This is a genomic window from Primorskyibacter aestuariivivens, assembly GCF_028023675.1.
Lineage (GTDB): Bacteria > Pseudomonadota > Alphaproteobacteria > Rhodobacterales > Rhodobacteraceae > Marinovum > Marinovum aestuariivivens.
Map to the genome: position 1 here is coordinate 89,085 of NZ_JAQIOZ010000012.1, position 11,280 is coordinate 100,364.

Here is an 11,280-nt window from a genome sequence, read left to right on the forward strand (position 1 = left end):
CTGGTGACCGGATCATCCGGTTTCGTGGACCATCCATGTGAGAACGGTTTCGTCCTTCACCTCGTATGCCACGTCAAAACACAGGCCGCGCGGCAGGTCGGGATGCAGCATTTCTGTCAGGGCCAACGTCAGATGGGCTGTGCCGGGGGCGGAAGCCAGCTCTGCGCAGTGGAAGCCGAAAAACCGTTGAACCGTCGGGTAAAGCGCCTTGAACAGGGTCTCCTTGGCCGAAAAGATCAATGTCGAAAACAGCGCTGGGTCCGGAGCGGATGTCAGCCGCGCGCGCTCGCCAACCGTCATCGCTTTGGCCTGTAGGGCCTTAAGCTTGCTCTCTAACGCCACCGTCTCGACATCTATTCCGGGATTGCCGTTGCCCCGTGGCAGAACGATGCAGGCGCAGTGCCTGTTGGCATGGCTGATTGATCCGGTCACAGAGCGTGGCCATCGCGGGGCACGGTCCGGACCGACGAGAACCTGCCCAGAGGAGAGCCCAAGAGCACCTTGTCCGATGGCCGCCAGCAGTCGTCCCGCCAAGAACTCGGCTTGCCGGGACGTTGTCCAGCTGTCCATCCGATTTGGTGCCTGGAGGTTCAGCGCTTTGAACAGATCGGGATGGAACCGGTCCGGGTTGAAACTGGCCGTCAGGCGCGCGCCTTGCCCGAAACCCCGGAGGTCAGGGGCGGACAAAAAGCCGCCCGAACGCTGAACCAACCCGAAATGCGGCAGGAAGCTCATGCGTTCTGGCGTTCACTCGCATCCGCCCAGCGGGGCGCGAGCGCGGTATGAATGCCCAGAGCATCAAGCCAGCGTTGGACCTGATGGTTGACCAGATCGTCGAGCGTTTGGCCCTGGGTGTAAAAGGCAGGCATGGGCGGGGCAACGATGCCGCCCATCTCGGTGACAGCCGTCATATTGCGCAGGTGCCCCAGATGCAGGGGGGTCTCACGCACGCCCAAAACAAGGGGGCGACGTTCCTTTAGCGTGACATCGGCTGCGCGGCTCAAAAGGCTGCTGCCGATGCCATTCGCGATCTCTGCCAAAGTCTTCACGCTGCAGGGCGCAATGATCATGCCGTGCACCGGGAAAGAGCCAGAGGCTATTCCAGCACCGATATCGGCATTGGAATGCACGCGGTCGGCCAGCGATCGGGCCATGTCGAATCCGTTTTCCGTTTCAACGGCCAGTGTCTGAACGGCGGCCTTGGTGACAATCAGATGGGTCTCAACCGACAGCCCCTGCAAAACTTCCAGCAAGCGAAGCGCATATGGCATGCCCGAGGCGCCGGAAAGCCCAACAATTAAGCGGGGGCGGCTGAACTGCGGCACTCCGCCGCGATTTGAGAGAGAATAAGTCATGACGTTTGCGGTGTTCCTATAAATTGTGGACAGTGTATCCGATCTCCTTTAGGGAGAGGTTTGGGCTTTACCTTGGGGAATCTTTCATGCTGAGGTTGTGCTCCGAGTGCGACGTAACGAGGCCAAGGGTAAATGGGAGACGGATAACAAGCATGTGTTATTTTGTGGGAAAAGATGAGTAGACGGTTATGATAAACGTCCTGTTGATTGATGATGACGTCGAGCTTGCCGAGTTGATGCACGATGTCCTCAAGAGCTATAGTATTGAGTTGCACGCGGTTCACAGCCCAAGCGCTGGTTTCGCGGCCCTTGAAGAAAAAACTTATGATCTCGTTCTGTTAGATGTCATGCTGCCCGAGGTGAACGGGCTGCAGATGTGCAGCAAGATCCGCTATTCCAGTTCAGCATATAAAGACGTGCCGATCATCATTCTGACGGCACGGACCGAATTGACCGACATGGTTGTCGGGCTGGAAACGGGCGCGGATGACTACGTCAAGAAACCTTTCGAGCCGCGTGAACTCGTGGCTCGGATCAACACAATCTTAAGAAGAACGAAGCCGGCCGAAAAATCATCCGCATCGTCCGGTGCCCCGTCGGAGAACGCCGAGTCGGGTGCGGTAAAATCCGGGTTGAGTTGTGAAATCACGCTTGAGGGTGACACGCTTCAGATCGAGACCCAACGGGCCCGGATTCTGGTGAATGGCGTCAAGCTGGAAACGACGTCGATGGAATTTGAACTTATGGCAGCGCTGGCCCAGCGCCCCGGCGAGATTCTGAACCGCGACGATCTTTTGGGTGAGGTGCATGGCACTGCTGTGATCTATACCCGCAGCATCGACGCTCTGATCTACCGCTTGCGGACAAAGATCAAGGAAGCGGGTGCCAGCGTCGATTTCATCCGCACGGTACGTGGGCGGGGCTATTCGCTGGTGGGTCATGTCAATCAGCTGAGCGGCGTCTGACTGCACGTCAAAGCTTAGAATTCAGAAGCCTTTCCCTCTAAACGGTATTAACGTGACAGAGTGTCTGTGCTCTGTCACGTTTTTGCGTGTCCTGCGTCATGAATTGTCACATTCAATCATATTTCGACAAGTAACCTCCATTTGCAGAGTTTTGTGCTGATATTTCCGGCGCTATTCTTTTGATTTCGGAATAGAGTTATATTGGAGTCGTCTCTTCCAAGCTGTGAAAGGCGACTCTGTTATGCCCCGAGCCAATTATCTACTTGTGCTGATACCATTGGTGCTGTTTGGCGCCATTGGCGGATTTTTCTACGCTTACTCGGTCTCTGTTATGCAGGGGTTGAACAACCTGCCCGAAACGGACGCAATCCGCGCGATGCAAGAGCTGAACCGGGGGACGCGGAACGGGCTCTTTCTTGTGACGTTCGTCTTCACCCCCATCGCGGCGCTTTTGTGCGCTGCGGCCCTCTATTTCAGAGGGCAGCAAATGTCGGCGTCCTTCCTTGTTGCGGCGGCGGCGGTTTACTTTGCGGGGTCTTTCCTGCCCACTGTGAATATTAATGTTCCTTTGAATCATGCGATTGAGGCATTGGACCCGGGCAAGCTCAGTCTGGCCGAGGCCACAGCGGTCTGGACCGACTACAGCCGGGACTGGACGTTCTGGAACACCACGCGCGCCATCATGGCATTGATCGGGCTGGGGCTGGCCGGAACTGCCATGCACAACGTGCGGCGCCTGGAACCAGCCGTCGCATAACCTCCCCAAGAGGCAGAACGATGAAAGCGCCGGTGAGATCCGGCGCTTTTTCTTTTTGATTTTGTGGCACGAATGTGAATGAGACTGAAAACTATGTCATATTAAACTGCACAGGTCTCATGATCTGTATTCTTGCGGCGTTGAAATACCATTCTTTGTTGTTTGAGTGAATCGCCTTTGGGTTCGTAAATTGGTGGCAAGCGAAACACACCAAATACAAGGACCGGAAGAGTGAACACATTGAATGATCCCCAGTCGTTCGCATACGACCAAACCGCGGGTCCCATCCTGAGCGCTGCAGCAGAGCCAGCGGTCAGTTTTGAGAACCTGTCGAAAACCTATCGCATGGACCGGATCGAAGTTCCGGCGCTGCGCGGTGTCTCGGGCCAGATCGAGCGGGCTGACACCACCTTTATCAAAGGTCCGTCTGGCAGCGGCAAATCCACGCTGCTGAACCTTCTGGGGCTGCTGGATCGCCCGACGGGCGGGCAATTGACCATTCTGGGCGAAGACGTGACCCGACTGTCGGACCGCGCCGCTGCGGACTTCCGCGCACAGCATATCGGGTTCGTTTTCCAGGGCTTCAACCTGATCCCGGTGCTGAGCGTGCGCGAGAATGTCGAGTTTCCGCTCCTGAACCGCAAGATGAGCGCCGCCGCCCGCAAAGACCGGGCCATGGAGTATCTTGATGCCGTGGGCCTGTCCGAATTCGTGGACCGTCGGCCCGGCGAGATTTCCGGTGGTCAGCGCCAGCGTGTTGCCATTGCTCGCGCATTGGTGAGTGAACCCAGCCTGGTGATAGCGGACGAACCCACCGCCAACCTCGACACCAAAACATCGCGCGAGATCGTCGACCTGATGGATCGCGTGCGCACCGAACTGAACACGTCCGTCGTGATCTGTACCCACGACACCGACCTGATCACGCCTGACAGCTCGGTCATTCACATCATCGACGGCCAGACCGCCAAGGAGTAACGGACATGATTTGGAAAATCGCATTGCGCAACATCATCAAAAACGCCCGGCGGTCGATCACAACCGCGCTGGCCATTGGCATTGGCGGGCTTGCCGCGCTGCTGTTCGGGGGCTTTGTGACCTCGATCTGGTACGGGGTTCAGACCTCGATGATCCAGGAACAGGGCAACCTGCAGATCTACCGCAACGGCTATCTTGAATTTGGCGCGGCCAATCCGGACGCCTATACCATCCAGAACTGGGATCAGGTGGCGGCCCTGTTGGCGGCTGACGCCATGCTTGCTGAAAATCTCTCTGTCATCACGCCGCGCATCGACCTTGCCGGTGTGGCGGGCAATGCCGAAACCGGAAACTCCAAGACGTTTATCGGCACCGGCATCGTTCCCTCCGAAGTGGACCAGATGCGCGGTTGGGACGGCTGGAGCATCGGCCAGACCGGCACCGTGACAGGGCTTGCCGCTGGTGGGTCGGACAGCGTGATCGTCGGACTTGGGATGGCCCGCATGATGGGCATGTGTGAAGCTCTGGCCGTGCCGAACTGTCAGGACGCGCCGATTGTTGAGGAAGATCTGACCGGCGAGGAACAGGACTTCTCGGCTCTGGTCGAAGAAGAGGGCGGTTTGGGCGATCAGGGCGCGGGTGCGTCCAAGCCCCAGCTCAACGTCATGGCGGCCACATCCGCGGGTGTGCCTAACATTGCCCGCGTCGGGATCGAAGCGGCACAGGCCCAATCGGTGCGCGCCATCGACAACAGCTTTGTCATGATGCACTTCGAGCAGGCCCGCAGCCTTCTGTATGGTGACAGCCAGGAAGCCACCGCGCTGATGCTGCAGGTCGTGGATCCGGCCATGGTCGATGCGGTCAAGACCCGCGTGGTCGAGGTTCTGAACGGCGCTGGTCTGGACCTGTCGGTCTATCACCTGACCGAGGTTGACCCCACCTTTGACCGTATCTTCGGGATGTTCAGCTTTATCTTTGTCGTGGTCGCCATCGTGCTGTCCATCGTGATCGTCTTTACCATCGTGAACACCATATCGATGACCATCGTGGAGCGCGTCAAAGAGATCGGCACCATCCGGGCCCTGGGTTTCCGCAAGGGCTTTGTCCGGGCGCTGTTCCTGACCGAAAGCACGCTGATCGGTGTGATCGGGGCAGCTGTGGCGCTGGGCGGTGCGATCATCGTGTCGAACATGGTGAATGCTGCTGGTCTGCAATGGACCCCGCCGTCCAATGCCACACCGCTGACCGTTCAATTGATGGTGCTGGACAACCCGATCTTTGCCGCCGCTGTCGTCGGTACGCTGATCGCCATCGCCTTTGCGGCGGCTGTCCTGCCCACCTTCAAGGCCGCTCGGCTGAATATCGTCGAAAGCCTCCAACGGGCCTGATCCGGCCTACCCCCCGGTCCCGGGTTCTGCCCCGGGGCCGCTCCTTCCAACCCAACCAAGACAAACTGCTAATTCGAAAGGAAAGACCATGGAACTCGATCGTCGTGAATTCGCCCAGATGATGTTTGGTGGCATGACGCTTGCCGGGCTGACCTCCTTCGGGCTGCCCGCCGAGGCCGCCGCAAGCGCCGGGACCGTGCTGAAACAGGCCGATGCCATTCGCAACCCTCAGACCTCGTTCGCGGTGTATGTGAAGCTGACCAACTATGTCCGTGGCAAGGTCCGGGAACAGACCTCGGTTACCACCTATTCCCGCCCCACGGGTGGCCAGTTCAACACGCTGGTGCATATCAATGCGCCCTCGGCGGACCGGGGCAAGATCCTGCTGCGCAACGGCAATATCCTGTGGCTCTATGATCCGGCCTCCAAGGCATCGGTCCGCATCTCGCCCCGCCAGCGCCTGTTGGGCAACGCATCGAATGGCGACGTGGTCAGTTCCAACCTTGTGGGCGACTACCGCGCCAAGCTGGCCGGGACAGAAGCCATTGTCGACGGTGAAAAGAAGACCCGCGACTGCCACAAGCTGCAACTGACCCAGGCGGCGAAATCCGCCCCCTACAGTTCGGTCGAGTTCTGGGTGGATCAGGCGTCGAGCCAGCCGGTCAAGGGCAAGTATTACACCAATTCCGGCAAGCTCATCAAAGTGGCCTGGTATCGCAAAGCGCGCAATCAGATGGGTGCATCGCGCCCGACCGAGATCGTCATCGCCGACGGCTTTGACCCGAACAAGGTCACCGTGATGCAGATGGGCAATTACCGCGCCAAGGACATTCCGCAATCCTGGTTCAACAAGGAATGGCTGCCGAATTTCAAGGCATGACCGGACCAGTCCCGTAACACGTAAAGGAGACCATCACATGAAACGCCTTCTGATGCATTCGGTCGCCGCGACACTTGCTTTCCAGATCGCCATGCCGGCAATGGCACAGGATTTCGATCTGCCGCCTGATCTTCCGGGCGATAGCGTCGCGGACCTCCCCCAAGACGACGCTGTTGCGGCGCCGGATGCCTCGGATGAGGTGCCCGAAGTCGCTGCCCCGGGTGCCACGGTGCCGGAACTGGCACCGGCCACTGAATTGGCCTTTGACGAGCCTGATGCGGGCGGCATTGACGGATTGTCGGCGACGCTCAAGCTGGAGACGCGGTTCTTTTCCAACACGAACCTGGACGATGAAACCGAAGGCGCGTTGCGATTTCAGGCGCATTACTTCGGGGACTATTCGCTTGGAGAAAGGGCCAGTCTGAACTTCAATCTGCGGGCCCGGACGGACATCGTTGACGGGCAAGAATACACGTTCTCGGACGATTTTGCGATTGATATCCAGGAGCTTGCCCTGACCTATGCGATAACGCCGGGCACCAGCCTGCAATTCGGTCGCATCAATATTCGCAATGGCGTTGCCACGGGCTTTAATCCCACGGACTGGTTCCGCGACAACAGCCTGGTTGCAAGCAGCAGCGCGGCACCGGCGGACCGCCGGAACGAACGATTGGGGGTTGTCGCGTTCACCGGAACAACGACGATCGGGCAAACGCTGATCCAGGCTGGTTACCGGCCCGAGATTGATGCCGAACCTGATACGCTTTGGACGGACGCCGATGTCATCGGCATGGGGCTTGATCGTACCAACCCCTCCGAGGTGTGGTTCCTGAAAGTGACGCCCTATATCAACGACAACCTGTCCTTGACCGCCAATGCCGTTCTGATCGACGAAGATCCCGGGATTGGGTTTGAGCTGAGCGGAACGCTGGGCGACAACCTTGTTCTCTATACAGAGGTGATGGGCCAATACCGCCTCTCTCTGGCGGATGAAGCGCTGGGCGGGTCGCTTGGCACGCCCGGGTTCCGCGATGATATCGGCGTTGACGGTGACAAGGATTGGTATTTTCAGGCCGCGCTTGGCGGCAACTGGGCCCTGCCGGAACGGTTTGTCGGGGCCGAGGATGTGTCTCTGACGCTCGAATACCACTTCAACGAGGCTGGTCTCACTGCATCGCAGATCGACGCACTGTCCGGGGCCACCGGGTTCGACCGGATGGCGGCAGGGGCGCTTTACGGTGTGGCGAACCGCCGTCAGGAACCTTTGGCGCGGGACCAGTTCTTTACCCGCTTCGCATGGAACGATTTCGTTCAGGATGCGGACATGTCGCTGCTGGGGTTCTATGCACCGGCGGATAACAGCGGACTTGCACAACTTTCGGTTGATATTCCTGTCGGAAGGAATGGTAATTTCAACCTACGCGGGATAACAACATTTGGGGATGACCGGTCGGTCTATGGAGTAAACCCGACAAAGCGCTCATTGCAGATGGGCTTTACCTACACGTTCTGAGGTTGGCGGCGAATGCCCCCTGCCGCTTTGGTGATACGGAAAGACACAAGGAAGAATACCACGTGCGCGTGATAATGCTGGACGACGACGACGAACTGGGTCCTCTCATGAAGCCCATGCTTGAGAAATACGGGATGGACCTGACGCTTGCTTTTGCGCCGTCTCAGGCTTTTGCCCTGCTGGAAGAAGAAAGTTTTGACGCGATGCTGCTCGACATGATGCTGCCCGAACTGGACGGGATGTCCGTCTGCCGGTCCATCCGGTCGAGCGGCAAACCTTATGCCGACATCCCGATTGTCGCTCTCACCGCGCGTGCCGATCTGACGGACAGGATCGTCGCGCTGGAAGGTGGGATTGACGATTTCGTCGCCAAACCGGTCGAGATGCGGGAACTGGTCGCGCGGATTGGTGCCGTGGTGCGCAGGTTGCGCGAGGATGCGCAGGACGAGGTCGCATCCCAGACGGCTGTGTCTGCGGAACCGGCCGTGCTTCACCTGTCCCCGGCGCAGATGTCTGCCGTTTTTGGCCCCTTCACGGTCAATCTGACCGAGCTGGAAATGCGCATTCTCAGATGCTTGCAGGACGCGCAGGGCAATACACTGAGCCGGGCCGAGATTCTGGATCGAATCGGCCATCACACACAAAGCGACCCGGCCATGGTCGATACGATCATCTACCGGGTCCGGCACAAGTTCCGCGAGCAGGGACTCAAAACGGACTTCATAAAAACTCTGCGCGGGCAGGGCTATAGTATCAAGGCAGCACAGGCATCATGATCTCACTATTCAAACGCGCGATCCGATGGCTTCGGACGCGGTCGGTTTTCAGCCATTTGCTTATCGCGACACTGGTTTCGACGGCCCTTCTAAGCACGGTTCTGATCCTGTCTCTGCAACGTGTCGCGGACGAACACCCCCGGCGTTACCTTGCGCGGGCTTTGTTCGATGCCTTTGCTGAAAACGCGCTGCACCCCGAAGATAAGGTCGTTGCCATTGGCGAAGCCCCGATGGAGCTTATGAGCCCCGAGGAAGCCGCCAATTCGCGTTATGCGGCCATCTATCACGATGCGCTGCGCGACAGCGACCGGATCGCGATCCGGCGGCTGGGCGATCACTATGCCGCCGTGTCCGTGCGCGGCGATATCGTCGCGGTATTGCCGCAATTCGGACGTCCGATTTCGACCTATGCGCTGTTTCTGGTGGGTATTGTCGTCATGTCGGTGCTGTTCGCGGTCTACGCGATCTATCTGTTGATCCGTCGCCTGACACTGCCGTTTGACGCGCTCACCGAAGGCATCGCCAAGGTGGAAGAGGGCGATTTGAGCTATCAGATCCCGCTGGAAAACACCTTTGGCGAATACCGGACTTTTGCCGACGGCTTTAACAAGATGGTGGCAGAGCTGCAGCGTATTCATGAAAGCCGGCGTCACATGCTGCTGGCATTGCCGCATGAGATCCTGACGCCGCTTTCCCGGCTCAAGGTGCGCAAGGACATGGTGGATGACGCCAACCTGCGCGAACAGATCAACAAGGACATCGCGGTGGTCGAAGAAATTCTTTCGTCCATCCTTGCCGCCGAAAAACGCAGCGCGGGCAAGGCGTCGGCCGATTTCATCGATATCGAACCCTATGCCGATGAGCAGATCGCCCAACTGACCCATCCGGGCATCGAGATCACGGTTGAAAACGAAACTGGTTACAATACTGCCTATTTCGATAGCTTCCTGACCAGCGTTCTACTCAAGAATTTCGTAACCAATGCAGTGCGTTATGGAAAGGGAAACCCGATCGCTGTCCGCTTTTCTGCGGATGCGAAAGACCCGTGTGACATGCGCATGTCGGTGCGCGACCAGGGCATCGGAATTGCCCCGGAGCAACAGAAATACCTGATGGAACCCTTCTGGCGCGCCGACGAATCGCGCGGACGGGCATCCGGCGGGTACGGTCTCGGCCTGTATCTGTGCAAGACCATCATGAAAGGCCTTGGCGGGCGCATCGAAGTCGAAAGCACACTCGGCGAAGGCACTGAGATCAGCGCGATCTTTCCAAACGCGCTTTGCACCACATTGGAGGATATCTGACATGACCGTCCTGACCGAAACCCGGACATCCGCGCCGGATCTGCAAGCCACGGAATTCTTTGACGTCGATCACCCGGCGATTGCCAAGTTTGCCGACAAGGTTCTGGCCACCTGCGGTGACGATCCGAAAGACAAGGCCGTGGCCTTGTTCTATGCGGTTCGGGATGGGCTGTTCTACGAGATCTACAATGCAGATTTCGCCCGCGATGCGATGACGGCCAGCGCCATCCTGAAGCGCCGGTCCGGTCTGTGCATTCACAAGTCAATCGTTTACGCGACGCTGCTGCGCTATGTGGGCATCCCGTCCCGGCTTTGGGTGACGGATGTGAAAAACCATCTCTGCTCGCCCAAGCTGGAGCAGCTCATGGGGACGAAGGTATTTCACTATCATGTCCTGGTCAGCCTTGAGCTCGACGGGCGCTGGGTCAAGGCGACCCCGGTTTTCAATGCGCGGCTTTGCCAACTCTATGGAATGATGCCTCTTGAATTCGATGGTGAGACGGATTGTGTTCATCATGCGTATGATTTGGATGGGAACGCGCATATGGAAATAATGCGCGATCACGGAGAATTTTGTGATCTTCCATATGACGTGATCCTGAGCGGCCTTCAGGAAAAGCATGCGCCGCTATTCAAAACTGAAACCCGGTTTAAATCCGGATCTTTGGTGGCAGATATGGCCTGACGGGCCAAAACAGAAATACCGTGTAGAGCAGAGGGCCGCCGGAACATCCGGCGGCCCTTTTCGGTGCCGTGGGGGTGTCGTCCTGTAGATATTAAGCTCATGTGTATAAATGTAAAAACTCCATCACAAAGCAACATGAGCCAGATGGCCGCAGCGCTATTTTCTGTGTCTCAGAAGAATTTTTCGGAACAAAACAACAAACTATCCACAGAGCAAATGGGCTATGTTTGATTCATGCCGGGTAAGCAGCCGAAATAAAATGTTTCCGGCAAAAAAATGATCGACATGAGGACATTATGATTATCAACTCTCTGAATAAAATCGCCGAAACGGATCGCGATGTTGATTGGGGCAATGGTAAAAGCCGCCGCCTTCTGATCGAAAAAGACCAGATGGGATATTCCCTGACCGATACGGTGATCAATGCCGGGTCTTCCTCCCTTCTGGAATACAAAAACCACCTCGAGGCCTGCTATTGCATCGAAGGTGAAGGCGAGGTCGTCGACGCGGAAACCGGTGAAGTGCATGCCATCACGCCGGGCACCATGTACGCCCTGGACAAGCATGACAAGCATTGGCTGAAAGCCTCCAAAACCATGCGTCTGGTCTGTGTGTTCAACCCGCCGCTGAAGGGCCATGAACGCCACTCTCTGTCGGGTGAAAGCTCGGCCTACTGAGC

The 11,280-nt window shown here is 57.7% G+C and carries 12 protein-coding genes; 10 read left to right on the forward strand and 2 right to left on the reverse strand.

Annotated features, from left to right (window positions below):
- Nucleotides 1-12 precede the first annotated feature (12 nt).
- Together PGB28_RS13485 and PGB28_RS13490 are read right to left on the reverse strand one after the other, a co-directional pair.
- Complete coding sequence (locus tag PGB28_RS13485; protein ID WP_271422038.1) at nt 13-735, reverse strand: 4'-phosphopantetheinyl transferase family protein; 723 nt, start codon at nt 733-735, stop codon at nt 13-15.
- Nucleotides 732-1,355, reverse strand: coding sequence for a UbiX family flavin prenyltransferase (locus tag PGB28_RS13490; RefSeq protein WP_271422039.1), 624 nt, complete (start codon nt 1,353-1,355; stop codon nt 732-734). The genes PGB28_RS13485 and PGB28_RS13490 overlap by 4 nt, the downstream gene beginning before the upstream one ends.
- A gap of 203 nt (nt 1,356-1,558) precedes the next feature.
- Here PGB28_RS13490 and PGB28_RS13495 point away from each other — a divergent pair, with 203 nt between their 5' ends.
- From PGB28_RS13495 to PGB28_RS13540, 10 genes are all read left to right on the forward strand, one after another.
- The gene (locus PGB28_RS13495; protein WP_271422040.1) at nt 1,559-2,320 is read left to right on the forward strand and encodes a response regulator transcription factor; all 762 of its coding nucleotides are present in this window, start codon (nt 1,559-1,561) and stop codon (nt 2,318-2,320) included.
- A 241-nt stretch (nt 2,321-2,561) separates the two neighbouring features.
- Nucleotides 2,562-3,077, forward strand: coding sequence for an anthrone oxygenase family protein (locus tag PGB28_RS13500; RefSeq protein WP_271422041.1), 516 nt, complete (start codon nt 2,562-2,564; stop codon nt 3,075-3,077).
- Nucleotides 3,078-3,308: 231 nt separating this feature from the next.
- Complete coding sequence (locus tag PGB28_RS13505) at nt 3,309-4,055, forward strand: ABC transporter ATP-binding protein (protein ID WP_271422042.1); 747 nt, start codon at nt 3,309-3,311, stop codon at nt 4,053-4,055.
- Nucleotides 4,056-4,060: 5 nt separating this feature from the next.
- Complete coding sequence (locus PGB28_RS13510; protein ID WP_271422043.1) at nt 4,061-5,443, forward strand: ABC transporter permease; 1,383 nt, start codon at nt 4,061-4,063, stop codon at nt 5,441-5,443.
- 88 nt (nt 5,444-5,531) lie between these two features.
- Nucleotides 5,532-6,323: an outer membrane lipoprotein-sorting protein gene (locus tag PGB28_RS13515; protein WP_271422044.1), complete on the forward strand. Its 792-nt coding sequence runs from the start codon at nt 5,532-5,534 to the stop codon at nt 6,321-6,323.
- A gap of 37 nt (nt 6,324-6,360) precedes the next feature.
- Nucleotides 6,361-7,836 (forward strand): hypothetical protein, encoded by a 1,476-nt coding sequence (locus PGB28_RS13520; protein WP_271422045.1) that lies wholly within the window; start codon nt 6,361-6,363, stop codon nt 7,834-7,836.
- Nucleotides 7,837-7,910: 74 nt separating this feature from the next.
- Nucleotides 7,911-8,612, forward strand: coding sequence for a response regulator transcription factor (locus PGB28_RS13525; protein WP_271422046.1), 702 nt, complete (start codon nt 7,911-7,913; stop codon nt 8,610-8,612).
- Entirely contained in the window at nt 8,609-9,916 is a 1,308-nt protein-coding gene (locus PGB28_RS13530) for a sensor histidine kinase (RefSeq protein ID WP_271422047.1), read from the forward strand. Before PGB28_RS13525 ends, PGB28_RS13530 begins: the two co-directional genes overlap by 4 nt.
- A gap of 1 nt (nt 9,917) precedes the next feature.
- The gene (locus tag PGB28_RS13535; RefSeq protein WP_271422048.1) at nt 9,918-10,601 is read left to right on the forward strand and encodes a transglutaminase-like domain-containing protein; all 684 of its coding nucleotides are present in this window, start codon (nt 9,918-9,920) and stop codon (nt 10,599-10,601) included.
- A gap of 296 nt (nt 10,602-10,897) precedes the next feature.
- Nucleotides 10,898-11,278 carry an ectoine synthase gene (locus PGB28_RS13540; protein WP_271422049.1) on the forward strand — a complete coding sequence of 127 codons (381 nt, stop codon included), beginning with the start codon at nt 10,898-10,900 and terminating at the stop codon, nt 11,276-11,278.
- Nucleotides 11,279-11,280 lie beyond the last annotated feature (2 nt).